This is a genomic window from Streptomyces sp. NPDC041968 (genome assembly GCF_055589025.1).
The window spans coordinates 248,226-271,693 of the sequence record NZ_JBVJCB010000001.1; the positions used below are offsets into that span (position 1 = coordinate 248,226).

General features: G+C 70.8%; 17 protein-coding genes and 1 tRNA gene. 9 read left to right on the forward strand and 9 right to left on the reverse strand.

Translation table 11 applies throughout. From position 1 onward, the window contains the following. Positions 1-2: 2 nt before the first annotated feature. Both ACZ6EG_RS01155 and ACZ6EG_RS01160 read left to right on the forward strand, forming a co-directional pair. Positions 3-917 (forward strand): ABC transporter ATP-binding protein, encoded by a 915-nt coding sequence (locus ACZ6EG_RS01155; RefSeq protein ID WP_356608001.1) that lies wholly within the window; start codon positions 3-5, stop codon positions 915-917. Next, positions 914-1,630, forward strand: a complete 717-nt coding sequence (locus ACZ6EG_RS01160) for an ABC transporter ATP-binding protein (protein WP_383648831.1) — start codon at positions 914-916, stop codon at positions 1,628-1,630. The genes ACZ6EG_RS01155 and ACZ6EG_RS01160 overlap by 4 nt, the downstream gene beginning before the upstream one ends. Positions 1,631-1,694: 64 nt before the next feature. On the opposite strand, the gene ACZ6EG_RS01165 is transcribed toward ACZ6EG_RS01160, so the two are convergent. Then, positions 1,695-2,351, reverse strand: coding sequence for an ANTAR domain-containing response regulator (locus ACZ6EG_RS01165; protein ID WP_053129133.1), 657 nt, complete (start codon positions 2,349-2,351; stop codon positions 1,695-1,697). 103 nt (positions 2,352-2,454) lie between these two features. On the opposite strand from ACZ6EG_RS01165, the gene ACZ6EG_RS01170 reads away from it, so the two are divergent. After that, a tRNA-Leu gene (locus ACZ6EG_RS01170) sits at positions 2,455-2,538 on the forward strand. An 81-nt stretch (positions 2,539-2,619) separates the two neighbouring features. Then, a complete protein-coding gene (locus ACZ6EG_RS01175; RefSeq protein ID WP_469600580.1) occupies positions 2,620-3,399 on the forward strand; it encodes a helix-turn-helix domain-containing protein in 780 nt (259 codons plus the stop codon). Between the two features lie 13 nt (positions 3,400-3,412). Here the strand turns inward: ACZ6EG_RS01175 and pyk are convergent, their stop codons facing one another. Then, positions 3,413-4,849, reverse strand: a complete 1,437-nt coding sequence (pyk, locus tag ACZ6EG_RS01180; RefSeq protein WP_391967601.1) for a pyruvate kinase — start codon at positions 4,847-4,849, stop codon at positions 3,413-3,415. 239 nt (positions 4,850-5,088) lie between these two features. On the opposite strand from pyk, the gene ACZ6EG_RS01185 reads away from it, so the two are divergent. Then, positions 5,089-6,894, forward strand: a complete 1,806-nt coding sequence (locus ACZ6EG_RS01185) for a bifunctional metallophosphatase/5'-nucleotidase (RefSeq protein WP_391967602.1) — start codon at positions 5,089-5,091, stop codon at positions 6,892-6,894. Between the two features lie 18 nt (positions 6,895-6,912). On the opposite strand, the gene ACZ6EG_RS01190 is transcribed toward ACZ6EG_RS01185, so the two are convergent. The 4 genes from ACZ6EG_RS01190 to ACZ6EG_RS01205 all read right to left on the reverse strand — a co-directional run bounded on the left by ACZ6EG_RS01190 (position 6,913) and on the right by ACZ6EG_RS01205 (position 12,814). Beyond that, positions 6,913-8,325: a lysine N(6)-hydroxylase/L-ornithine N(5)-oxygenase family protein gene (locus ACZ6EG_RS01190; RefSeq protein WP_391967603.1), complete on the reverse strand. Its 1,413-nt coding sequence runs from the start codon at positions 8,323-8,325 to the stop codon at positions 6,913-6,915. Beyond that, positions 8,322-9,692, reverse strand: coding sequence for a pyridoxal phosphate-dependent decarboxylase family protein (locus tag ACZ6EG_RS01195; protein ID WP_391967604.1), 1,371 nt, complete (start codon positions 9,690-9,692; stop codon positions 8,322-8,324). Before ACZ6EG_RS01195 ends, ACZ6EG_RS01190 begins: the two co-directional genes overlap by 4 nt. A 139-nt stretch (positions 9,693-9,831) precedes the next feature. After that, positions 9,832-12,330, reverse strand: coding sequence for an aminopeptidase N (gene pepN, locus ACZ6EG_RS01200; protein ID WP_469600584.1), 2,499 nt, complete (start codon positions 12,328-12,330; stop codon positions 9,832-9,834). A 130-nt stretch (positions 12,331-12,460) separates the two neighbouring features. Next, complete coding sequence (locus tag ACZ6EG_RS01205) at positions 12,461-12,814, reverse strand: chorismate mutase (protein WP_391967606.1); 354 nt, start codon at positions 12,812-12,814, stop codon at positions 12,461-12,463. Positions 12,815-13,024: 210 nt separating this feature from the next. Between ACZ6EG_RS01205 and ACZ6EG_RS01210 the strand changes: the two genes are divergently transcribed. Both ACZ6EG_RS01210 and ACZ6EG_RS01215 read left to right on the forward strand, forming a co-directional pair. Next, positions 13,025-13,921 (forward strand): hypothetical protein, encoded by an 897-nt coding sequence (locus ACZ6EG_RS01210; protein ID WP_469601637.1) that lies wholly within the window; start codon positions 13,025-13,027, stop codon positions 13,919-13,921. A 28-nt stretch (positions 13,922-13,949) separates the two neighbouring features. Further along, positions 13,950-14,585 (forward strand): SIMPL domain-containing protein, encoded by a 636-nt coding sequence (locus ACZ6EG_RS01215; RefSeq protein ID WP_469600588.1) that lies wholly within the window; start codon positions 13,950-13,952, stop codon positions 14,583-14,585. A 37-nt stretch (positions 14,586-14,622) separates the two neighbouring features. On the opposite strand, the gene ACZ6EG_RS01220 is transcribed toward ACZ6EG_RS01215, so the two are convergent. Further along, complete coding sequence (locus ACZ6EG_RS01220) at positions 14,623-15,348, reverse strand: vWA domain-containing protein (protein ID WP_356608022.1); 726 nt, start codon at positions 15,346-15,348, stop codon at positions 14,623-14,625. Between the two features lie 150 nt (positions 15,349-15,498). On the opposite strand from ACZ6EG_RS01220, the gene ACZ6EG_RS01225 reads away from it, so the two are divergent. Next, the gene (locus ACZ6EG_RS01225; protein ID WP_469600591.1) at positions 15,499-16,428 is read left to right on the forward strand and encodes a rhomboid family intramembrane serine protease; all 930 of its coding nucleotides are present in this window, start codon (positions 15,499-15,501) and stop codon (positions 16,426-16,428) included. Continuing rightward, a complete protein-coding gene (locus ACZ6EG_RS01230; protein WP_391967609.1) occupies positions 16,425-17,327 on the forward strand; it encodes a chitosanase in 903 nt (300 codons plus the stop codon). The genes ACZ6EG_RS01225 and ACZ6EG_RS01230 overlap by 4 nt, the downstream gene beginning before the upstream one ends. A gap of 113 nt (positions 17,328-17,440) precedes the next feature. On the opposite strand, the gene ACZ6EG_RS01235 is transcribed toward ACZ6EG_RS01230, so the two are convergent. Together ACZ6EG_RS01235 and gltB are read right to left on the reverse strand one after the other, a co-directional pair. Next, positions 17,441-18,904 carry a glutamate synthase subunit beta gene (locus ACZ6EG_RS01235; protein WP_391967610.1) on the reverse strand — a complete coding sequence of 488 codons (1,464 nt, stop codon included), beginning with the start codon at positions 18,902-18,904 and terminating at the stop codon, positions 17,441-17,443. After that, positions 18,897-23,441, reverse strand: a complete 4,545-nt coding sequence (gltB, locus tag ACZ6EG_RS01240; RefSeq protein ID WP_469601640.1) for a glutamate synthase large subunit — start codon at positions 23,439-23,441, stop codon at positions 18,897-18,899. The genes ACZ6EG_RS01235 and gltB overlap by 8 nt, the downstream gene beginning before the upstream one ends. Positions 23,442-23,468 lie beyond the last annotated feature (27 nt).

A 23,468-nucleotide genomic window follows, 5' to 3' on the forward strand; every position in this document is an offset into this window, starting at 1 on the left:
ACATGACCACCGACACCACCACCAAGGACACCGCCCCCGGCGCCCCCACCCCCGGCACCACGGTCCTCGACGCGCGCGGCGTCACCATGCGCTTCGGCGGCCTCACCGCGGTCAACAACGTCGACCTCACCGTCAACAGCGGCGAGATCGTCGGCCTCATCGGCCCCAACGGCGCCGGCAAGACCACCTTCTTCAACTGCCTCACCGGCCTCTACATACCGACCGAGGGCGAAGTCCGCTACAAGGGCACCGTCCTGCCCGCCAAGTCCTTCAAGGTCACGGCCGCGGGCATCGCCCGCACCTTCCAGAACATCCGCCTGTTCGCCAACATGACGGTCCTGGAGAACGTCCTCGTCGGCCGCCACACCCGTACCAAGGAAGGCTTCTGGTCGGCCGTCCTGCGCGGCCCCGGCTTCCACAAGGCGGAGGCCACCTCCCGGGAACGCGCCATGGAACTGCTCGAGTTCGTGGGCCTGGCCGCCAAGGCCGACCACCTCTCGCGCAACCTCCCCTACGGCGAGCAGCGCAAACTGGAGATCGCCCGCGCCCTCGCCAGCGAACCCGGCCTGCTGCTCCTGGACGAGCCGACCGCAGGCATGAACCCGCAGGAGACACGGGCCACCGAGGAACTCGTCTTCGCCATCCGCGACAAGGGCATCGCCGTCCTTGTCATCGAGCACGACATGCGCTTCATCTTCAACCTCTGCGACCGCGTCGCCGTCCTCGTACAGGGCCAGAAACTCGTCGAGGGCGACAGCGCCACCGTGCAGGGCGACGAACGCGTGGTCGCCGCCTACCTCGGCGAGCCCCTCGACAACGACCCCGGCGCCGCGGAGGCCGCCGAGGTCGAGGCCGCGGAGGCCGCCCAGGCCGACACCACTAAGAACACCGCGGCCGGCAAGGAGAACGACCGATGACCGCACTGCTCGAGGTCGAGGACCTCCGCGTCGCCTACGGCAAGATCGAGGCCGTCAAGGGCATCTCCTTCAAGGTCGACGCCGGCGAGGTGGTCACCCTCATCGGCACCAACGGCGCCGGCAAGACCACCACCCTGCGCACCCTCTCGGGCCTCCTCAAGCCGGTCGGCGGCCAGATCAGGTTCGGCGGCAAGTCCCTCAAGAAGGTGCCCGCCCACCAGATCGTCTCCCTGGGACTCGCCCACTCCCCCGAGGGGCGGCACATCTTCCCGCGCATGACGATCGAGGACAACCTCCGCCTGGGCGCCTTCCTCCGCAGTGACAAGCAGGGCATCGAGAAGGACATCCAGCGCGCCTACGACCTCTTCCCGATCCTCGGGGAGCGCCGGAAGCAGGCCGCGGGCACCCTCTCCGGCGGCGAGCAGCAGATGCTCGCCATGGGACGCGCGCTGATGTCCCAGCCCAAGCTGCTCATGCTGGACGAGCCGTCCATGGGCCTCTCGCCGATCATGATGCAGAAGATCATGGCGACGATCGCCGAGCTGAAGTCCCAGGGCACCACGATCCTGCTCGTCGAGCAGAACGCCCAGGCGGCCCTGTCGCTGGCCGACCACGGCCACGTCATGGAGGTCGGCAACATCGTCCTGTCCGGCAGCGGCCAGGACCTCCTCCACGACGAGTCGGTCCGCAAGGCCTACCTCGGCGAGGACTGACCCCGCGCCGGTACGACGAGGCCCGCGCCCCCGGACAGGGGCGCGGGCCTCGGTCGTACCGTGCTCAGCCCTTGGACGCCTTCTTCTCCTCGGCGTCCTGGATGACCGCCTCGGCCACCTGCTGCATCGACATCCGCCGGTCCATCGAGGTCTTCTGGATCCACCGGAACGCGGCCGGCTCGGTCAGGCCGTACTCCGTCTGGAGCACCGACTTGGCACGGTCGACCAGCTTGCGGGTCTCCAGGCGCTGGCTGAGGTCGGCGACCTCCTTCTCCAGCTCCTTCAGCTCCGTGAACCGCGAGACGGCCATCTCGATCGCCGGGACCACGTCGCTCTTGCTGAACGGCTTGACCAGGTACGCCATGGCCCCCGCGTCCCGGGCCCGCTCCACCAGGTCGCGCTGCGAGAACGCGGTCAGCATCAGCACCGGCGCGATGCTCTCCTCGGCGATCTTCTCGGCCGCGGAGATGCCGTCGAGCTTGGGCATCTTCACGTCCAGGATCACCAGGTCGGGGCGGTGCTCACGGGCCAGCTCCACGGCCTGCTCCCCGTCACCGGCCTCACCGACGACGGAGTACCCCTCCTCCTCCAGCATCTCTTTGAGGTCCAGCCGGATGAGCGCCTCGTCCTCGGCGATGACGACTCGGGTCGTCAGCGGAGGCACGTGCGACTTGTCGTCGTCGTTCACGTCGGCGGGCTGGGGCGACTCGGGGGCGGTCACGTGGGCGCTCCTTGTTCCGGGGCGGGCGGTACTGCTGACAAGAGCCTACCTAGCTGCGACGGATCGAAGTGAACCGGTACACTTCCCAGCGGTCACCAATCTTGCCCGGTTGGAGGAACTGGTCAGACTCGCGGCACTCAAAATGCCGTGCCCTTTGGGCATGTGGGTTCGAATCCCACACCGGGCACTTTTCGAGCGGAGGCTCACGTTCTCGTGAACCTCCGCTCTTCACTGTCCGTGATCACGGACAGGGGCGCAAAGTGACCTCATGGAACAGCACAGCCCTTCGATTCGCGCTTTTGCTGTCACCCTCATGAGGCAGGGCGTCCCCAACCGCGAGGTGTCCGAGCTGCTCCACGTCCCGCGAGGCACCGTCGGCTGGTGGCGCAGCGAGGACCGCAGGGCACGCGGCGAGACGTACGAGTCGCCGACCGGCTGCCCGCTGTGCACGGACCGCGTGTTCGACGAGACCGCGTACGCCTATCTGCTCGGTCTCTATCTCGGCGACGGCCATATCGTCTCCAAGCCCGGCCAGCACCATCTGTCGATCTTCTGCAACGCCACCCAGGTCGGTCTGATCGCCACGGCGGAAGAGGCCATGCGCAGGGTCATGCCCCTGCCCTGTGTGAGTCAGCGCCGCAAACCCGGGTGCGTCGAGGTCAAGTCCTACACCAAGCACTGGTGCTGCATGTTCCCCCAGCACGGCCCCGGCAAGAAGCACGAGCGCAAAATCGCCCTGGAGTCCTGGCAACAGGCGATCGTCGGTGCCCATCCCTGGGAGTTCGTCCGTGGGCTGATTCACTCTGACGGCTGTCGCGTCACCAACTGGACGACCCGTGTCGTCGATGGCGAACGCAAGCGTTACGAGTATCCCCGGTACGTCTTCACCAACGTCTCGGCCGACATCCGCCGCCTTTACACGGACACCCTCGACGCACTCGGCGTCGAGTGGACGCACTGCACGCGCCACGGCAACGCCTACAACATCTCCGTGGCCCGCAGAGCCTCCGTAGCCCTCATGGACGCCCACGTGGGCCCCAAGTACTGACACCCGGGCCTGCCTACCTGGGGCTGTCGTCCTCCCCGATGTGGTGGACCCGGACCAGGTTGGTCGAGCCCGACACCCCGGGCGGGGAGCCGGCCGTGATGACCACGACGTCGCCCTTCTCGCAGCGGCCGTAGCGGGTGAGCAGTTCGTCCACCTGGTCGACCATCGCGTCGGTGGAGTCCACGTGCGGGCCGATGAAGGTCTCGACGCCCCAGGTGAGGCTCAGCTGGGAGCGCGTGGCCGGTTCGGGGGTGAAGGCGAGCAGCGGGATGGGTGAGCGGTAGCGGGAGAGGCGGCGGACGGTGTCGCCGGACTGGGTGAAGGCGACGAGGAACTTAGCGCCGAGGAAGTCGCCGATCTCCGCCGCCGCGCGGGCGACCGCGCCGCCCTGGGTGCGGGGCTTGTTGCGGTCGGTCAGCGGGGGCAGGCCCTTGGCGAGGATGTCCTCCTCCGCCGCCTCGACGATCCGGGCCATCGTGCGGACCGTGTCGATGGGGTGTTTGCCGACGCTGGTCTCGCCGGAGAGCATCACCGCGTCGGTGCCGTCGATGACGGCGTTGGCGACGTCGGAGGCCTCGGCGCGGGTCGGGCGGGCGTTGTCGATCATCGAGTCGAGCATCTGGGTGGCGACGATGACGGGTTTGGCGTTGCGCTTGGCGAGCTTGATGGCGCGCTTTTGGAAGATCGGGACCTGCTCGAGGGGCATTTCGACGCCGAGGTCGCCCCGCGCGACCATGATGCCGTCGAAGGCGGCGACGATGTCCTCGATGTTCTCGACGGCCTGCGGCTTCTCGACCTTGGCGATGACGGGGAGGCGGCGGCCCTCCTCGTCCATGATGCGGCGGACGTCGAGGACGTCGCGTCCGCTGCGGACGAAGGAGAGGGCGATGACGTCGAATCCGTTGCGCAGGGCCCAGCGGAGGTCGTCCTCGTCCTTCTTGGAGAGGGCGGGGACGGAGACGGCGACGCCGGGGAGGTTGAGGCCTTTGTGGTCGGAGACCATGCCGCCCTCGACGACGGTGGTGCGGATCCTGGGGCCGTCGACGCCGGTGACCTCCAGGCAGACCTTGCCGTCGTCGACGAGGACGCGTTCGCCGGGGGTGACGTCGGCGGCGAGGCCTGCGTAGGTGGTGCCGCAGCCGTGACGGTCGCCTTGGGCGCCTTCTTCGACGGTGAGGGTGAAGGTGTCGTCGCGTTCAAGGAGTACGGGGCCTTCGGCGAAGGTGCCGAGCCGGATCTTCGGCCCTTGAAGGTCGGCGAGGGTGCCGACGCTGCGGCCGGTCTCGTCGGAGGCCTTTCGGACGCGGTGGTACCGCTCTTCGTGTTCGGCGTGGGTGCCGTGGCTGAAATTGAAGCGGGCGATGTCCATTCCGGCGTCGACCAGGTCTTTGATCTGGTCGTACGAATCGGTGGCGGGCCCCAGGGTACAGACGATCTTTGCTCGGCGCATGGGTCGAGCCTATGACTTACCGGCCGGTAGCGAATTGGCCGCGCATGGCTGTCCAACCACGGCTGGGTGAAGGGTTATTGACAAGTGTTGAATTGTGCACCGGGATGCTCCGATGAGCATTCCGGATGGCCCTTCTTTCCCTTTTCGGGCATGTGAGCGATCACCTGTTGACACGCGGTGTGATCAGGAAGGAATCTACGCGCGTTGTTGTGACGCGTCGTCGCCGAGGAGAGCCAGCCATGCCGTTGAACCGCCGGAAGTTCCTGAGCAGGTCCGCCGTGACGGGGGCGGGGGTGGCGTTGGCCGGTGCGGCGGCGGCTCCGGCGGCCGGGGCGGCCACCGGGCGCGGGGGCCGCGGGAAGCCCAAGCGGTACGCGCTGACCGTGCTCGGCACCACCGACCTGCACGGGCACGTCTTCAACTGGGACTACTTCAAGGACGCCGAGTACACGGACGCGGCGGGCAACGCCCAGGGGCTGGCCCGCGTCTCCACCCTGGTGGACCGGGTCCGCGAGGAGAAGGGCCGCCGCAACACGCTGCTGCTGGACGCGGGTGACACCATCCAGGGCACTCCGCTGACGTACTACTACGCGAAGGTGGACCCGATCACCGCCGAGGGCGGTCCGGTGCACCCGATGGCGCAGGCGATGAACGCGATCGGGTACGACGCGGTGGCGCTCGGCAACCACGAGTTCAACTACGGCATCGAGACGCTGCGCAAGTTCGAGGAGCAGTGCGACTTCCCGCTGCTGGGCGCCAACGCGGTGGACGCGAAGACGCTGAAGCCGGCGTTCCCGCCGTACTTCATGAAGACGTTCCGGGTGAAGGGCGCGCCGCCGGTGAAGGTGGCGGTGCTGGGGCTGACCAATCCGGGCATCGCGATCTGGGACAAGGCGTACGTGCAGGGGAAGCTGGCCTTCCCGGGGCTGGAGGAGCAGGCCGCCAAGTGGGTGCCGAAGCTGCGCTCGATGGGTGCCGACGTGGTGGTGGTGTCGGCGCACTCGGGGTCGTCGGGCACGTCCTCCTACGGTGACCAGTTGCCGTACGTGGAGAACGCGGCGGCGAACGTGGCGCGGCAGGTGCCGGGTATCGACGCGATCCTCGTCGGGCACGCGCATGTGGAGATCCCGGAGCTGAAGGTCGTCAACGAGAAGACCGGGAGGACGGTCGTGCTGTCGGAGCCGCTGTGTTACGCGGAGCGGCTCACCCTGTTCGATTTCGACCTGGTCTTCGAGCGCGGCCGGTGGCAGGTGGAGTCGGTCCGGGCGTCGCTGCGCGACGCGAGGACGGTCGAGGACGATCCGCGGATCACCGAGCTGCTCGGCCGGCAGCACGCGGAGGTCGTGGCGTACGTCAACCAGGTGGTCGGCACCGCGACCGAGACGCTGACGACGGTCGAGGCGCGGTACCGGGACGCCCCGATCATCGACCTGATCACGAAGGTGCAGGAGGACGTGGTCCGGGAGGCGCTGGCCGGTACGGAGTTCGCCTCGCTGCCGGTTCTCGCGCAGGCGTCGCCGTTCTCGCGGACCTCCGAGATTCCGGCGGGGAACGTGACGATCCGGGACCTGTCGAGTCTGTACGTGTACGACAACACGCTGGTCGCGAAGTTGATGACGGGTGCGCAGGTGCGGGCGTACCTGGAGTACTCGGCGGAGTACTACGTGCGGACGGCGGCCGGGGCGCCGGTGGAGGTGGACGAGCTGACCAACGCGAACGGCCGTCCGGACTACAACTACGACTACGTGTCGGGGCTGACGTACGAGATCGACATCGCGCAGGCGCCGGGGTCGCGTATCCGGAACCTGGCCCACGGTGGTGCGCCGTTGGACGACGCTCAGCAGTTCGTGCTGGCGGTGAACAACTACCGGGCCAACGGCGGGGGTGCCTTCCCGCATGTGGCGGCGGCCAGGGAGCTGTGGTCGGAGTCGACGGAGATCCGGACGCGGATCGCCGAGTGGGTGACGGCGAGGGGCGTGCTGGATCCGAAGGACTTCGCGTCCGTGGACTGGTCGTTGACGCGGGACGGCGTGCCGGTGTTCTGAGCGCGGTGCGGTGCGGCCTCAGATTCCCTCGACCAGCGGGGTCAGTGTCCGGTGGTCGCGTGCGGAGGGGATCTGGGGCTGTCCGCGTTCCAGGCCGAAGGTGGTGAAGGCGGTGCGGGCGGGGAGCGGGTAGGGCTCCTGTCCGGTGAGGTCGTTGAGGATGGTCGCGCTGCGCCAGGCGGCGAGGCCGAGGTCGGGGGCGCCGACGCCGTGGGTGTGGGTCTCGGCGTTCTGGACGTAGACGCGGCCGGTGACGGAGGGGTCGAGGACGAGGCGGAAGCGTGCGTCGACGCGGGGGCGTTCGTGGTTGTCGCGGCGCATGTAGGGGTCGAGGCCGGCGAGGACGTGGCCGAGGGGGCGTTCGCGGTAGCCGGTGGCGAGGACGACGGCGTCGGTGGTGAGGCGGGAGCGGGTCTTCTGTTGTTCGTGTTCGAGGTGCAGTTCGACCTGGGTGGTGGCGATGCGGCCGGCGGTGCGGACGTGGACGCCGGGGGTGAGGACGGTGTCGGGCCAGCCGCCGTCGAGGGTGCGGCGGTAGAGCTCGTCGTGGATGGCGGCGGTGGTGTCGGCGTCGATGCCCTTGTGGAGTTGCCATTGTCCGGCGACGAGGCGGTCGCGGACCGGTTCGGTGAGGGCGTGGAAGTAGCGGGTGTAGTCGGGGGTGAAGTGTTCCAGGCCGAGCTTGGAGTACTCCATGGGGGCGAAGGCCTCGCTGCGGCCGAGCCAGTGCAGTTTCTCGCGGCCGACGGGGCGGTGGCGGAGCAGGTCGAGGAAGATCTCGGCGCCGGACTGGCCGGTGCCGATGACGGTGACGTGTCCGGCGGCGAGGAGGGTGTCACGGTGGTCGAGGTAGTCGGCGGCGTGGACGACGGGGACGCCGGGGGCGTCGACGAGGGGTTTGAGGGGGTCGGGGACGTGGGGTTCGGTGCCGACGCCGAGGACGACGTTGCGGGTGTGGGTGCGGCCGAGGGCTTCGGCCTCTCCGTCGGCGTCGAGTCGGGTGTAGTCGACTTCGAAGAGGTCGCGTTCGGGGTTCCAGCGGACGGCGTCGACCTGGTGGTGGAAGCGCAGGGAGGGGAGGGCTTCGGCGACCCAGCGGCAGTAGGCGTCGTACTCGGCGCGCTGGATGTGGAAGCGTTCGGCGAAGTAGAAGGGGAAGAGGCGGTCGCGGGCCCTGAGGTGGTTGAGGAAGGTCCAGGGGCTGGCCGGGTCGGCGAGGGTGACCAGGTCGGCGAGGAAGGGCACTTGGACGCGTGCGCCGTCGATGAGCAGGCCGGGGTGCCAGTGGAAGGCGGGGCGCTGGTCGTAGAAGACGGTGTGGAGGCCGGCGAGGGGGTCGGCGAGGGCGGCGAGGGAGAGGTTGAAGGGGCCGATGCCGACGCCGACGAGGTCGCGGGGGGCGTCGGGCGTGGGGTCGGGGGTGGCGTTCACCGGGGGGTGGGTCCTTCCAGGGCTGTTTCCACGAGGGTCAGGAGGGTGGCCAGGTCGGCGGGCCGGGTGTGGGGGTTGAGGAGGGTGGCCTTGAGCCAGAGCCGGCCGTCGGTGCGGGCCCGGCCGAGGACGGCGGCGCCGGTGGTGAGGAGGGTGCGGCGGACGGTGGCTACGGTGTCGTCGGTGGCGTGCGCGGGCCGGAAGAGGACCGTGCTGATGGTGGGCGGGGCGTGCAGTTCGAACCCGGGGTGGTCGTGGACGAGGGCGGCGAACTCCTCGGCGAGCGCGCAGACGGTGTCGACGAGGGCGCCGAGGCCGGTGCGGCCCAGGGTCTTGAGGGTGACGGCGATCTTGAGGATGTCGGGGCGCCGGCTGGTGCGGGGTGAGCGGCCGAGGAGGTCCGGGAGGCCGGCGTCGGTGTCGTCGTCCGGGTTGAGGTACTCGGCGCGGTGGTGGAGCGCGGCGAGGTCGTCGCCGTCCTTGACCGTGAGGAGGCCGGCGGCGATGGGCTGCCAGCCGAGTTTGTGCAGGTCGAGGGTGACGGTGTGGGCGGCGTCCAGTCCGGCGAGTCGGGGTCGGTGCCGGTCGCTGAAGAGGAGGCCCGCGCCGTAGGCGGCGTCGACGTGGAGGCGGGCGCCGTGGGCGGTGCAGCGGTCGGCGATCTCGGGCAGCGGGTCGATGAGGCCGGCGTCGGTGGTGCCGGCGGTGGCGACGACGAGGTGGGGTCCGGGGATGCGGGTGAGCGCCTCGTCGAGGGAGGCGGGGTCGAGGGTGCCGGCGGGGGCGGGGACGGTGACGGGTTCGGGCAGGCCCAGCAGCCAGGCGGCGCGGGGCACCGAGTGGTGGACGCCGGGGCCGTGGAGCAGTCGCACGTTCGGGCCGTGTGCTTCGCGTGCTAGGAGGACGGCGAGTTGGTTGGACTCGGTGCCGCCGGTGGTGACGAGGGCGTCGGTGGCGCCGGTCTCCTGGGCCAGGGTGCGGGTGACGAGGGCTTCCAGTGCGGAGGCGGCCGGTGCCTGGTCCCAGGAGTCGAGGGAGGGGTTGAGGACGCTCGCGGCGAGGTCGGCGGCCGCGGCGACGGCGAGGGGCGCGCCGTGCAGGTGGGCGGCGCACAGGGGGTGGGCGGGGTCGGCGGCGCCGGCGGCGAGGGCGGTGACCAGGGCGCGGAGGGCCTCGGGGTCCCCCTGGTCGGGCAGGAGGGTGCCGGCTGCCTGCGCGACGCGGGTGGCGACGGCTTCGGGGCCGCCTGCGGGGAGGGGGCCGCCGCGTGCCGCGGCGCCGGTGCGCAGGGCGTCGAGCACGGTGTCGAGCAGGGGCCGCAGGGTGTCGGGGCCGTGCGGGCCCGAGGCGAGGGGCGGCATGCCCATGGGCTGTCCTCCGGGCGTGAGGGGAGTTCCAGCGTGCACGGGGTCGCGTGGATACGCCCGGACAGCCCAACGATCGCAACCCGAAAGGGGTATGTGTGCGGCCGGTCTCCCGTGGGAGGGGGCCCGGCCGCGTTCCGGCTCAGTGCGTCCGGGCCTCCCGTACCCGCAGGGCGCGGGCGAGGTCGTCGAGTTGGTCGGCGAGCTTGCGCCGCAGGGCGGGGGTCGGTTCGGCGTCGTCGAGGCAGGCCTGGCCGAGGCGCAGGTTGTCGGTGTCGACGGCGTGGACGGGGAAGGCCCAGCGGCCGGCGGCCTCGGCGATGGCGGGGCCGCGGCGGGCGGCGACGGCGACCGCTTCGGCGTAGTAGCGCGGTACGAAGTCCTGGACGAGGTCGGCCTGTTCGGGCTGCCAGAAGCCCTGGGCGGTGGCGGTGAAGAGGTAGTTGGAGAGGTCGTCGGAGGCGAACATGGCCTCCCAGGCGCGGTTCTTGGCCTCGGGGTCGGGGAGGGCGGCGCGGCAGCGGGCGGCGCCCTCCTGGCCGGTGGCGCTGGGGTCGCGGGCGAGTTCGGCGGCGATGGCGGTCTCGTCGGTGGCGCCGAGGACGGCGAGGCGGGTGAGGATGCGCCAGCGCAGTTCGGGGTCGAGTTCGGGGCCGCCGGGGACGGTGCCGTCGGCGAGCCAGGCGGCGATGGCGTCGGGGTGGGCGGCGGTGGCGATGCGGTGGCGTACGGCGATGAGGCGCAGGCCGGGGTGGTCACCGTCCTCGGTGCGGCGGATGAGGTCGCGGCAGAGGTCGGTGAGGGTGGCCAGGGCGGCGGGCCGCTGTTCGGGGGTGGCGTAGCGGTCGGCGACCTGGGCGGAGGCGAAGGCGAGGACGCCGTCGACGAGGGCGAGGTCGGTCTCGTGGGGGAGGTGGGTGCGGGCGATGTCCAGGTAGGCGCCGGTGGTGAGGTCGCCGTCGCGGACGGCGTCGCGCAGGGCGTTCCAGACGACGGCCCGGGTGAGCGGGTCGGGGAGGCCGGAGAGCCGGGCGTGCAGGGTCCGGAAGGAGTCGGCGTCGAAGCGGATCTTGGCGTAGCTCAGGTCGCCGTCGTTGAGGACGACCAGGGCGGGGAGTTTGCCGATGGGCCTCGGTTCGTCCTGGGGGATGTCGAGGTCGAGGCGTTCGCGCAGGGTGAGCCGGCCCTCGTCGGTGAGGTCCTGGTCGTAGAGGCCGACGGCGATGCGGTGGGGGCGGGTGCCCGCGTGGTCCACGGTGAGGGCGCGGCTGCCGTTCTCGCCGGTGAGGCGCGGGGTGAGGGTGTCGACGCCGGTGGTGCGCAGCCAGGCGTCGGCCCAGGCGTGGACGTCGCGGTCGGTGGCGGCGGCGAGGGAGTCGATGAAGTCGGCGAGGGTGGCGTTGGCGAACTTGTGCCGCTCGAAGTGGGTGTTGATGCCGGCCAGGAAGTCCTTCTCGCCGAGCCAGGTGACGAGTTGCCGCAGGGCGGAGGCGCCCTTGGCGTAGGAGATGCCGTCGAAGTTGAGGAGGGCGGAGGCGGTGTCCTCGACGTTCTCGGGGGCGACGGGGTGGGTGGTGGGGCGTTGGTCGGCGTCGTAGCCCCAGGGCTTGCGGGTGACGCCGAAGTCGGTCCAGGTCCGGGTGAAGCGGGTGGCCTCGGCGGTGGTCTGGTAGCCCATGTACTCGGCGAAGGACTCGTTGAGCCAGATGTCGTCCCACCAGCGGAGGGTGACGAGGTCGCCGAACCACATGTGGGCCATCTCGTGGGCGATGACCATCGCGCGGGTCTGCCGCTCGGTGTCGGTGACGGCGGAGCGGAAGACGAACTCGTCACGGAAGGTGACCAGGCCGGGGTTCTCCATGGCGCCGGCGTTGAACTCTGGGACGAACGCCTGGTCGTAGGAGTCGAAGGGGTAGGGCTCGGTGAACTTCTCGTTGTAGCGGTCGAAACAGCCGCGGGTGATCTCGAAGAGTTCGTCGGCGTCGGCGTCCAGGTGGCGGGCGAGGGAGCGGCGGCAGTGGATGCCGAAGGGCAGGCCGCGGTGCTCGGTGCGCTGGGAGTGCCAGGGGCCGGCGGCGACGGCCACGAGGTAGGTGGAGATGAGGGGGGTCGCGGCGGCCTTCCAGTGGCCGTCCCCGGTGTGCTCGGTGATGCCGTTGGCGAGGACGGTCCAGTCCTTGGGCGCGGTGACGGTGAGGTCGAAGACGGCCTTCAGGTCGGGCTGGTCGAAGGCGGCGAAGACGCGCTGGACGTCGTCCATGAAGAGCTGCGTGTAGACGTAGGTCTCGCCGTCGCTGGGGTCGGTGAAGCGGTGCATGCCCTCGCCGGTGCGCGAGTAGTGCATGGCGGCCTCGACGCGCAGTTCGTGCTCGCCCGGGGTGAGGTTCTTCAGCGCGAGCCGGTTGTCGGTCAGGGCGGCGGGGTCGAGGGGGTGTCCGTCCAGGGTGACGGTGCGCAGCTCGGCGGGCTTGACCTCGACGAAGGTGTCCGTGGTGCCCGTCTCGCCGCGGACGGTGAAACGGATGGCGGTGCGGGAGTCGAAGGTCTCGTCCCCACGGGTCAGATCGAGGTCGATCGTGTAGTGGTGGACGTCGAGGAGCCGGGCACGGGTCTGCGCTTCGTCGCGCGTCAGTACGGACATGACGCCATGCTGCCTGATGGGGTGGGCAGGGCACAGAGGCGGATCGCTACGCGGAGTATGTCCGGTCCGTTCCGGCCCGGTGCGCTCCCCGGCGTGCGCCCCCTGGTGGGGGCGCGGGGGCTCGCGGGGTTCAGCCGGAGGAGGCGGGGGTCGTGCCGTTGCCGTTGTCCTCCGCGATGCGCTCGTGGTGGTGGATCACCTCGGCGATGATGAAGTTCAGGAACTTCTCGGCGAACGCCGGGTCCAGCTTGGCGCTTTCGGCGAGGGCGCGCAGCCGGGCGATCTGCTGGGCCTCCCGGGCCGGGTCGGCGGGCGGGAGCTGGTGCCGGGCCTTGAGGTGGCCGACCTGCTGGGTGCACTTGAAGCGCTCGGCGAGCATGTGGACGACGGCCGCGTCGATGTTGTCGATGCTGTCCCGCAGCCGGGCCAGCTCCTCGCGGACGGCGGGGTCGACGGCACCGGTACCGGTGTTGCTGGTGGTCATGGGCGCCCACCCTACGTGCGGACGCGGGGCGGTCGCAGTCCGTCTCAGGGCCCGAGAACCTCGCGGGGGCCGTGGGGGGGCGGGGCCTGGGCGCGGTCCGGCCGGCGTCGGGCCGTTCCCGTCCTTCCACTGTACGAGGGGCGCCATGGCTGCCGGGCGGGGGCGTCCCTCGTACAGTGGGAGGAGGGTTCAGGCGTCTTGGGGGTGGGCGTGGCGAACGGCGGACCGGTGGAGCACGGTTTCCCGCACCTGGAGACGGTGCGGGCCGCCGTCACGGCGCTGTACAGGCGGTTGTCGTACGACACCGTGCGGACGTTCTCGGCCAGCGTGGCCCCGGCCGACGTGGCGTTCTGCGACACGGACGACCTGTATCTGGGGACGCAGCGGGTGGCTCAGGAGCTGGTGCGCCACTACCGGCTGCCCGACGCCCGGATGATCGTCTCCTTCCGGGAGATGACGCACGCGGCGAGCGTGGAGCTGGCGGCGGGGCCGGAGTACTTCATCGAGCTGAACGACCGCTTCCGTACGCATCGCCGGGACATCGGGGCGGCCCTCGCGCACGAGGTGATGCACGTGTACCTGCACCGCCTCGACCTGTCCTTCCCCGGTACCCGGGACAACGAGATCCTCACCGACACGGCTGCGGCGTACCTGGGTGCGGGCTGGCTGCTGCTGGACGCCTTCCGCCAGGACGCGGCGTCCTCGCAGAAGCTGGGGTATCTGACGCCGGAGGAGTTCGGCTATGTCCTGGCCAAGCGGGCGCTGGTCTTCGGGGAGGACCCGTCGGTGTGGTTCACCAGTCCGCAGGCCTACACGGCGTACGGGGAGGGCAGGGCCCGGGCCCGTCGGGACGGGCAGCAGCCGCCGTTGACGGCGGCGGGGTGGGCGGGTCGCCGCCGGTACGCGCGGGACCGCCGCCACGCGCAGGATCCGCACGCCGTCGCCGCGGCGGAGGAGGGGCCGTACTCGTTCACGTCGGGCGGGCGCGGTCCGCTGCGGGTGTCGTTCCCCTGTCCGACGTGTCACCAGCGGATCAGGGTGCCGGTGCGGGGGCGGGTGCGGGCGCGGTGCGGGCTGTGCCGGACGGTACTGGAATGCGACACCTAGAACAGGTGCACGGTGCTTCAATGCCCGCATGACGGAGACGATCAACGAGCCCTGGGGGCTCAGTGTGTTCGGTGCGGGCAGTGTGCGGGTCGAGCCGCAGCTGGTACGGGTGAAGCTGGCGGTGGACGTGCTGGAGCCCGCGCCCGACCGGGCCTTCGAGGGGGCCGGAACGGCCGTGGCACGGCTGCGGGAGGTGCTGCGCCGGCACGGGATACCGGACACCTCGGTCTCGGGCTCCCGCCTCAGGCTCAGTTCGGAGTACAACGGCTACGGCGGTGAGCGGACGTTCCTCGGGTACCGCTGCCAGGCGTCCTACTCGGTCCAGACCGAGGCCCTGGACGGGCTCCAGCAGCTCATCGTGGACGCGGTGGACGCGGGCGCGCACCGGATCGACGAGGTCGAGTTCGACGTGCACGACAAGCCGGCGATGCGCGACGAGGCCCGTCGCAGGGCCGTGGCCGCCGCCCGCCGCAAGGCCGAGGTGTACACGGAGGCGGCGGGGGTGCGGCTGGGGCCGGTGGTGCACATCCAGGACGTGGACGCCGAGTCCTTCCGCCAGTACCGGGGCCATGGGGGCGGGGGCGGCGGCTCGGCCGGTGACCTGGCGCCGGGGATGGTGGAGGTGTCGGCGGGTGTGGTGCTGGGCTTCACCCTGACCCACTGAACTGAACCGCTGACCCACTGGGCCCACTGACGCCGTCTCAGGCCGGCCGCACGATGCCCTGCGCGCGGGCGGCCGCGAGCCATGCGGGGAACTCGCCCACCAGACGGTCGTACAGCTCGGCGTCGGTCACCTTCCGCGGGTCGCGGCCCGCGTGGAAGAACCCGGCGTTGTCGACGACCCGCCGCTCCGGCACCGCCAGGTCGTCGAGTCTGCGCAGGTAGTCGAACTGGCGGCTGTCCGGGTCGCCGAAGCCGACGAACTGCCAGAACAGCGGCAACGGCGCCGCCTTGCACAGGTACCGTTCCGCGGCGAGCTTGTTGATCGGTCCGCCGTCGGTCTGGAAGACGACCAGGGCGGGGTGGCGGGCGCCGCTGTCGAGGTAGTGGTCGATGACGGCGTCCATGGCCAGGTGGTAGCTGGTCTTCCCCATGTGTCCGAGGCCAGCCACGATCCGGTCGATGCGTCCGCGGTGGTCGGCGAGGTCGATCCGGGAGACGGCGTCGACGTCCGTGGAGAAGAAGACCACCGGCACGGTGCCGTCGTCGTCGAGGTGCGCGGACAGTCCGAGCACGCGGTCGGCGAGGCCCTGCACGCTGCCGTCCCGGTAGTACGGCTTCATGGAGCCGGAGTAGTCCACGACCAGGTAGACCGCGGCCCGGGCCCCCTCCAGCCCGTGCTTGGTCAGGGACACCCCGGCGGTCTTGTACAGGTCGACCAGCGCGGGCGCCGTCTCCTGGACCTTGGTGAGACTGATCGCGGCCATGCGGACTCCCCGTCACCCGATGCGTACGGCACTCGGCTGCCGAGGCTACGGCACGGTGCACCCCGCCTCTCAGCTCGTCCACAGGCGTTCGCTATTTTGTTCGCCGCCGTCCCCACCGGCTCACCGTCCGTTTCGTCCCGAGGAGCCGGCGTGGATCCCGAGTCCACCGTCACCACCTGTTACCGCCATCCCGCGGTGGAGTGCCACGTCCGGTGCACCCGCTGCGAGCGTCACATCTGCCCGGACTGCATGCGCGAGGCGCCCGTGGGCCACCAGTGCCCCGAGTGCGTGAAGGAGGGGGCGCGGTCGGCCCGGCAGGCCCGGACGATCGTCGGCGGGCGGATCTCGACGACGCCCGTGGTGACGTACGTGCTGTTCGCGCTGAACGTCCTCGTGTACCTGGCGGAGGCGGTGCGGCCGGAGCTGGTGGACCGCTTCTCCATGGTCGGTGCGCGGCTCGTCGACCCGGGCGGCGGCCGCTACGTCTACGAGGGCGTGTACCTCGGGCACTTCCGTACCGAGGGGATCGTGGCCGGCGAGTGGGAGCGGATGCTCACCAGCGCCTTCCTCCACATCTCGCCCTTCGAGGGGACGTTCGGGATCCTGCACCTCACGATGAACATGGTCGTGCTGTGGCAGCTGGGGAGGGTCGTGGAGCCGATGCTGGGCCGGGTGCGGTTCGCCGTCCTGTACCTGCTGTCGGCGCTCGGCGGTTCCGTCCTGCAACTGGTGTTCGCCGACCCCGGGCAGTCCGCGGTCGGCGCGTCGGGCGCGGTCTTCGGCCTGGCGGCGGCGTACTACGTCCTGCACCGCCGGGTGGGTGCGGACATGGGCGCGGTCAACCGTTTCATGGCCTTCCTGCTGCTGTGGCTGGTGGTGTCCGCGGGGTTCACCTCCTGGCAGGGCCACCTCGGCGGCCTCCTGGCGGGCGGCGCGCTGGCCTTCGCGTACGCGTACGCGCCCCCGGGCGGGCGGCGGACGGCGGTGCAGGCCGGTGCGTGCGCGGGGCTGGTGGTGCTGCTGGCGGTGACGGCGGCGATCAAGGTGTCGGAGATGACAGGCGGAGGTATTCCCCTATGAAACGTGCCGGTGTGCTGCTCCTCGCGGCCGTCCCCCTGGTCGCCACGGGGGTGTACTTCGTCATGCCGTCGGACTCGGCGGACGCCCCGGTGACGCCGCCCGTGTCCACCACCCAGTCGTCCCGCGAGGACGCCAAGAGCCGGGCGGAGGAGGAGCGGGCGGCGGACGACGCGCTCATCGCCGGTCTGCCGCCGGGGCTCGCCGCTCCCGCGAAGAAGGAGCTGGCGCAGCAGCTGGTGTCCAGCGCCGAGAACTCGACCACGAAGTGGCGCACCTCCTACGGCACCATCGAGGACCTCGGCGACGGGTGCGGCTACACGGCGGGCATCATCGGCTTCTGCTCCGGCACGCACGACCTGCTCATGCTGGTGGAGCGCTACACGAAGGACCACCCGGGCAACGGTCTGGCGGCCTATCTGCCGGCTCTGCGCGAGGTGGACGGCACCGACTCCCACGAGGGCCTGGACCCCGGCTTCCCGGCCGCCTGGCGGGCGGAGGCGGAGCTTCCCGCGTTCCGCGAGGCGCAGGAGCGGGAGCGGGACCGCGTGTACTTCGAGCCGGCGGTGCGCCTGGCCAAGCTGGACGGGCTCGGCACGCTGGGCCAGTTCGTCTACTTCGACGCGATGGTCTTCCACGGACCCGACACGGACGCGGAGGGCTTCTACGGGCTGCGGGAGCAGACCCTGCGGAAGGCGAAGACGCCGGGCCAGGGGGGCGAGGAGAAGGCCTACCTGAAGGCGTTCCTGGACGTCCGCTCGCAGGCCATGCGGGCCAAGCGCCCCGGCATCGACACCTCGCGCGTCGACACGGCGCAGCGCCGGTTCCTGGCGGCGGGGAACCTGGGGCTGGACACACCGCTGGTGTGGGAGATGTACGGGGACACGTACCGGCTGCCGTAGGCGCGGCCCGGAGCATGCGACGGCGCCTGCCCCTTTGTCCGGTCGGGGACAGGGCAGGCGCCATCAGTGTTCCGCACGCCTTTGTGCGGGACGTTCTTCGGTTGTTCCGTCCGTCAGACCGCGAGAGCGCGGTCGGTCGGGCGGATCGGGGCCGGCAGTTCGCTGGCTCCGGTCAGGAAGCTGTCGGCGCCGCGGGCGGCCGAGCGGCCCTCCGCGATCGCCCAGACGATGAGCGACTGGCCGCGGCCGGCGTCACCGGCGACGAACACACCCGGCACGTTGGTCTGGAAGTCGGCGTCCCGGGCGATGTTACCGCGTTCGTCGAGTTCCAGGCCGAACTGGTCCACCAGCCCGTTCTCCCGGTCGGTGCCGGTGAAGCCCATGGCGAGGGTGACCAGCTGGGCCGGGATCTTGCGCTCGGTGCCCGGCTTCGGGGTGAGCTTGCCGTCGATGAACTCGACCTCGCTCATGTGCAGCCACTGGACGTTGCCGTCCTCGTCGCCCTCGAAGTGGGTGGTGGAGACGGCGTAGACCCGCTCGCCGCCCTCCTCGTGGGCCGAGGTGACCTTGTAGAGCATCGGGAAGGTCGGCCACGGCTGGCGCACCGCGTCCCGCTCCTCGCCCGGCCGGGGCATGATCTCCAGCTGGGTGACGGAGGCCGCGCCCTGGCGGTGGGCGGTGCCCACGCAGTCGGCGCCGGTGTCGCCGCCGCCGATGACGACGACGTGCTTGCCCTCGGCCGAGATCGGCGGGGCGACGTAGTCACCCTCCTGGACCTTGTTGGCCAGGGGCAGGTACTCCATCGCCTGGTAGATGCCCTGGAGCTCGCGGCCGGGGACCGGCAGGTCGCGGGCGGTGGTGGCGCCGGCGGCGATGACGACGGCGTCGTAGCGCTTCTTCAGGTCGGTGGCCTTGAGGTCGCGGCCGATCTCGACGCCGGTGCGGAAGCGGGTGCCCTCCGCGCGCATCTGCTCGATGCGGCGGTTGATGTGCCGCTTCTCCATCTTGAACTCGGGGATGCCGTAGCGCAGCAGGCCGCCGATGCGGTCCGCGCGCTCGTAGACGGCTACCGTGTGGCCGGCCCGGGTGAGCTGCTGGGCGGCGGCGAGACCGGCCGGGCCGGAGCCGATGACGGCGACGGTCTTGCCGGACAGGCGCTCGGGGATCTGCGGGGCCACGTCCCCGGTCTCCCACGCCTTGTCGATGATCGAGACCTCGACGTTCTTGATGGTGACCGCCGGCTGGTTGATGCCGAGCACGCACGCCGACTCGCACGGCGCCGGGCACAGGCGGCCGGTGAACTCCGGGAAGTTGTTGGTGGCGTGCAGGCGCTCCTGCGCGGCCGACCAGTCCTCGCGGTAGGCGTAGTCGTTCCACTCGGGGATCAGGTTCCCGAGCGGGCAGCCGTTGTGGCAGAACGGGATGCCGCAGTCCATGCAGCGGCTGGCCTGCTTGCTGATGATCGGCAGCAGGGAGCCGGGGACGTAGACCTCGTTCCAGTCCTTGACGCGCTCCGGGACGGGGCGGGTCTTGGCGACCTCGCGCCCGTGGTTGAGAAAGCCCTTGGGATCAGCCATTGGTCGCCGCCTCCATCATCTTCTCGGTGATCTCGGTCTCGGAGAGACCGGCTCGCTCGGCGGCGTCCTTGGCGGCGAGCACTGCCTTGTACGTGCTGGGGATGATCTTGCCGAAGCGCTCGACGGCTGCTGGCCAGTCGGCGAGCAGCTTCTCGGCGACGGTGGAGCCCGTCTCCTCCTGGTGCCGGCGCACCACGTCGTGCAGCCACTGCTTGTCGGCGTCGTCGAGCGCCTCGATCGCGCCCACGTTGCCGACGTTGACGTTGTCCCGGTCGAGGTCGATGACGTACGCGACGCCACCGGACATGCCGGCCGCGAAGTTGCGCCCGGTCTCGCCGAGGACGACGGCGTGGCCGCCGGTCATGTACTCGCAGCCGTGGTCGCCGACGCCCTCGGAGACGACCAGCGCGCCGGAGTTGCGGACGCAGAAGCGCTCGCCGACCTTGCCGCGCAGGAACATCTCGCCGCCGGTGGCGCCGTAGCCGATGGTGTTGCCGGCGATGGTGGAGTACTCGGCGAGGTGGTCGGCGCCCCGGTCCGGGCGGACGACGATCCGGCCGCCGGAGAGGCCCTTGCCGACGTAGTCGTTGGCGTCGCCCTCCAGGCGCAGCGTGACGCCGCGCGGGACGAAGGCGCCGAAGGACTGGCCGGCGGAGCCGGTGAAGGTGATGTCGACGGTGTCGTCGGGCAGGCCCGCGCCGCCGAACTTCTTCGTGACCTCGTGGCCGAGCATGGTGCCGACCGTGCGGTTGATGTTGCGGATCGGGACCTGGGCGCGCACCGGCGCGGCGTCGGTGGCGCTGGAGGCCGCCAGCGCGTCCGAGGCGAGCTTGATCAGCTGGTTGTCGAGCGCCTTCTCCAGGCCGTGGTCCTGGACGACGGCCTGGTGGCGCACGGCGCCCTCGGGCAGCGCGGGGACGTGGAAGAGCGGCTCCAGGTCGAGGCCCTGGGCCTTCCAGTGGTCGACGGCGCGGGTGACGTCGAGGGTCTCGGCGTGGCCGACGGCCTCCTCGATGGAGCGGTAGCCCAGCTCGGCGAGGATCTCGCGGACCTCTTCGGCGATGAAGCGGAAGAAGTTGACGATGTACTCGGCCTTGCCGGAGAACCTCTCGCGCAGCACCGGGTTCTGGGTCGCGATGCCGACCGGGCAGGTGTCCAGGTGACAGACGCGCATCATGACGCAGCCGGAGACGACGAGCGGCGCGGTCGCGAAGCCGAACTCCTCGGCGCCGAGCAGCGCGGCGATGACGACGTCCCGGCCGGTCTTGAGCTGGCCGTCGGTCTGGACGACGATGCGGTCGCGCAGGCCGTTGAGCAGCAGGGTCTGCTGGGTCTCGGCGAGGCCCAGCTCCCAGGGGCCGCCGGCGTGCTTGAGGGAGGTGAGCGGCGAGGCGCCCGTGCCGCCGTCGTGGCCGGAGATCAGGACGACGTCCGCGTGGGCCTTGGAGACGCCCGCCGCGACCGTGCCCACGCCGACCTCGGAGACCAGCTTCACGTGGATGCGGGCCTGCGGGTTGGCGTTCTTGAGGTCGTGGATCAGCTGGGCCAGGTCCTCGATGGAGTAGATGTCGTGGTGCGGGGGCGGGGAGATCAGGCCGACGCCGGGGGTGGAGTGCCGGGTCTTGGCGACCCAGGGGTAGACCTTGTGGCCGGGCAGCTGCCCGCCCTCGCCGGGCTTGGCCCCCTGGGCCATCTTGATCTGGATGTCGTCCGCGTTGACCAGGTACTCGGAGGTGACGCCGAAGCGGCCCGAGGCGACCTGCTTGATGGACGAGCGCCGCGCCGGGTCGTACAGGCGCTCCGGGTCCTCGCCGCCCTCACCGGTGTTGGACTTGCCGCCCAGCTGGTTCATGGCGATGGCGAGGGTCTCGTGCGCCTCCTGGGAGATGGAGCCGTACGACATGGCGCCGGTGGAGAAGCGCTTGACGATCTCGGAGACGGGCTCGACCTCGTCGAGGGGGATGGGCTGCCGGTCGCTCTTGAAGCCAAACAGGCCGCGCAGCGTCATCAGGCGCTCGGACTGCTCGTTCACGCGCTCGGTGTACTTCTTGAAGATGTCGTACGTGCCGGAGCGCGTGGAGTGCTGGAGGCGGAAGACGGTCTCCGGGTCGAACAGGTGCGGTTCGCCCTCGCGGCGCCACTGGTACTCGCCGCCGATCTCCAGGGCCCGGTGCGCGGGCGCGATGCCGCTGGCCGGGTAGGCCTTGGCGTGCCGGGCGGCGACCTCCTTGGCGATGACGTCGATGCCGACGCCGCCGATCTTGGTGGCGGTGCCGTTGAAGTACGTGGCGACGAACTCCTCGTCGAGTCCGACCGCCTCGAAGACCTGGGCGCCGCGGTAGGAGGCGACGGTGGAGATGCCCATCTTGGACATGACCTTGAGGACGCCCTTGCCGAGGGCGTAGATCAGGTTCCGGATGGCCTGCTCGGGCTCGCCGTCGGTCGCCTGGAGGAAGGTGCCCGCGCGGACCAGGTCCTCGACGGACTCCATGGCCAGGTACGGGTTGACGGCCGCGGCGCCGTAGCCGATGAGCAGGGCGACGTGGTGGACCTCGCGGACGTCGCCGGCCTCGATCAGCAGGCCCACCTCGGTGCGCTGCTTGGTGCGGATGAGGTGGTGGTGGACGGCCGAGGTGAGCAGCAGCGACGGGATCGGGGCGTGCTCGGCGTCCGAGTGGCGGTCGGACAGGACGATCAGCCGGGCGCCGTTCTCGATGGCGGCGTCGGTCTCGGCGCAGATCTCCTCTATGCGCGCGGCGAGGGCGTCGCCGCCACCGTGCACCCGGTAGAGACCGGAGAGGGTCGCGGCCTTGAAGCCGGGCATGTCGCCGTCGGCGTTGATGTGGATGAGCTTGGCCAGCTCGTCGTTGTCGATGACCGGGAAGGGCAGCAGGACGCTGCGGCAGGAGGCGGCCGTCGGCTCCAGCAGGTTGCCCTGCGGGCCGAGCGAGGAGCGCAGGGAGGTGACCAGTTCCTCGCGGATCGCGTCCAGCGGCGGGTTGGTGACCTGGGCGAAGAGCTGGGTGAAGTAGTCGAAGAGCAGCCGCGGGCGGTCGGACAGCGCCGCGATCGGCGAGTCGGTGCCCATGGAGCCGATCGGCTCGGCGCCGGCCTTGGCCATCGGCGCGAGGATGACGCGCAGCTCCTCCTCGGTGTACCCGAAGGTCTGCTGGCGGCGGGTGACCGAGGCGTGGGTGTGCACGATGTGCTCGCGCTCGGGCAGGTCGGACAGCTCGATCTCGCCGGCCTCGATCCACTCGGCGTACGGCTTCTCCGCCGCGAGCTGGGCCTTGATCTCGTCGTCCTCGATGATGCGGTGCTCGGCGGTGTCCACGAGGAACATGCGGCCGGGCTGGAGGCGGCCCTTGCGGACGACCTTGGCCGGGTCGATGTCCAGGACGCCGACCTCGGAGCCGAGGACGACGAGGCCCTCGTCGGTCACCCAGTAGCGGCCGGGGCGCAGACCGTTGCGGTCGAGCACGGCGCCGACCTGCGTGCCGTCGGTGAAGGTGACACAGGCGGGGCCGTCCCAGGGCTCCATCATGGTGGAGTGGAACTGGTAGAAGGCGCGCCGGGCCGGGTCCATGGAGTCGTGGTTCTCCCACGCCTCCGGGATCATCATCAGCACCGAGTGCGGCAGCGAACGCCCGCCGAGGTGCAGCAGCTCCAGCACCTCGTCGAAGGAGGCGGAGTCGGAGGCGTCCGGCGTACAGACCGGGAAGATCCGCTCCAGGTCCGAGGACGAGCCGAACAGGTCCGAGGCGAGCTGGGACTCGCGGGCGCGCATCCAGTTGCGGTTGCCCTTGACCGTGTTGATCTCGCCGTTGTGCGCGACGAAGCGGTACGGGTGGGCGAGCGGCCAGCTCGGGAAGGTGTTGGTGGAGAAGCGGGAGTGCACGAGCGCGATCGCGGAGGCGAAGCGGCGGTCGGACAGGTCCGGGAAGAACGGCTCCAGCTGGCCGGTGGTCAGCATGCCCTTGTAGACGATGGTCCGCGCGGACAGCGACGGGAAGTAGACGCCGACCTCGCGCTCGGCGCGCTTGCGCAGCGCGAAGGCGCGGCGGTCGAGGGCGATGCCCTGGGAGGCGCCGTCCGTCACGAAGACCTGACGGAAGACCGGCATGGTCGAACGCGCGGTGGCGCCCAGCATCTGCGGGGCGACCGGGACCTCGCGCCAGCCGAGGACGGTGAGGCCCTCCTCGGCCGCGATCGTCTCGATCGTCGAGACGGCGTCGTCGGTGCCGTCCATCGGCAGGAAGGCGATGCCGACGGCGTACGCCCCGGCCTCGGGCAGCTCGAATTCGGCCACCTCGCGGAAGAAGGCGTCCGGCACCTGGGAGAGGATGCCCGCACCGTCGCCCGAGTCGGGCTCGGAACCGGTGGCACCGCGGTGCTCCAGGTTGCGCAGCACGGTGAGCGCCTGGTCGACCAGGGTGTGCGATGCCTCGCCGGTGAGAGTGGCGACGAAACCGACGCCGCAGGCGTCGTGCTCGTTGCGGGGGTCGTACATACCCTGCGCAGCAGGGCGAGCATCCATGAAGGACCAGTTCTGGCCATTCGCGGA

Excerpts from the sequence above, each read along its gene's own strand:
- ACZ6EG_RS01215 (WP_469600588.1), top strand. The coding sequence starts at position 13,950 with ATGACGGAGACGATCAACGAGCCCTGGGGGCTCAGTGTGTTCGGTGCG.
- pyk (WP_391967601.1), bottom strand. The coding sequence starts at position 4,849 with ATGCGCCGAGCAAAGATCGTCTGTACCCTGGGGCCCGCCACCGATTCG.
- ACZ6EG_RS01160 (WP_383648831.1), top strand. The coding sequence starts at position 914 with ATGACCGCACTGCTCGAGGTCGAGGACCTCCGCGTCGCCTACGGCAAG.
- ACZ6EG_RS01205 (WP_391967606.1), bottom strand. The coding sequence starts at position 12,814 with ATGACCACCAGCAACACCGGTACCGGTGCCGTCGACCCCGCCGTCCGC.
- ACZ6EG_RS01230 (WP_391967609.1), top strand. The coding sequence starts at position 16,425 with ATGAAACGTGCCGGTGTGCTGCTCCTCGCGGCCGTCCCCCTGGTCGCC.
- ACZ6EG_RS01155 (WP_356608001.1), top strand. The coding sequence starts at position 3 with ATGACCACCGACACCACCACCAAGGACACCGCCCCCGGCGCCCCCACC.
- ACZ6EG_RS01175 (WP_469600580.1), top strand. The coding sequence starts at position 2,620 with ATGGAACAGCACAGCCCTTCGATTCGCGCTTTTGCTGTCACCCTCATG.
- ACZ6EG_RS01220 (WP_356608022.1), bottom strand. The coding sequence starts at position 15,348 with ATGGCCGCGATCAGTCTCACCAAGGTCCAGGAGACGGCGCCCGCGCTG.
- ACZ6EG_RS01195 (WP_391967604.1), bottom strand. The coding sequence starts at position 9,692 with ATGGGCATGCCGCCCCTCGCCTCGGGCCCGCACGGCCCCGACACCCTG.
- ACZ6EG_RS01185 (WP_391967602.1), top strand. The coding sequence starts at position 5,089 with ATGCCGTTGAACCGCCGGAAGTTCCTGAGCAGGTCCGCCGTGACGGGG.
- pepN (WP_469600584.1), bottom strand. The coding sequence starts at position 12,330 with ATGTCCGTACTGACGCGCGACGAAGCGCAGACCCGTGCCCGGCTCCTC.
- ACZ6EG_RS01235 (WP_391967610.1), bottom strand. The coding sequence starts at position 18,904 with ATGGCTGATCCCAAGGGCTTTCTCAACCACGGGCGCGAGGTCGCCAAG.
- gltB (WP_469601640.1), bottom strand. The coding sequence starts at position 23,441 with ATGGATGCTCGCCCTGCTGCGCAGGGTATGTACGACCCCCGCAACGAG.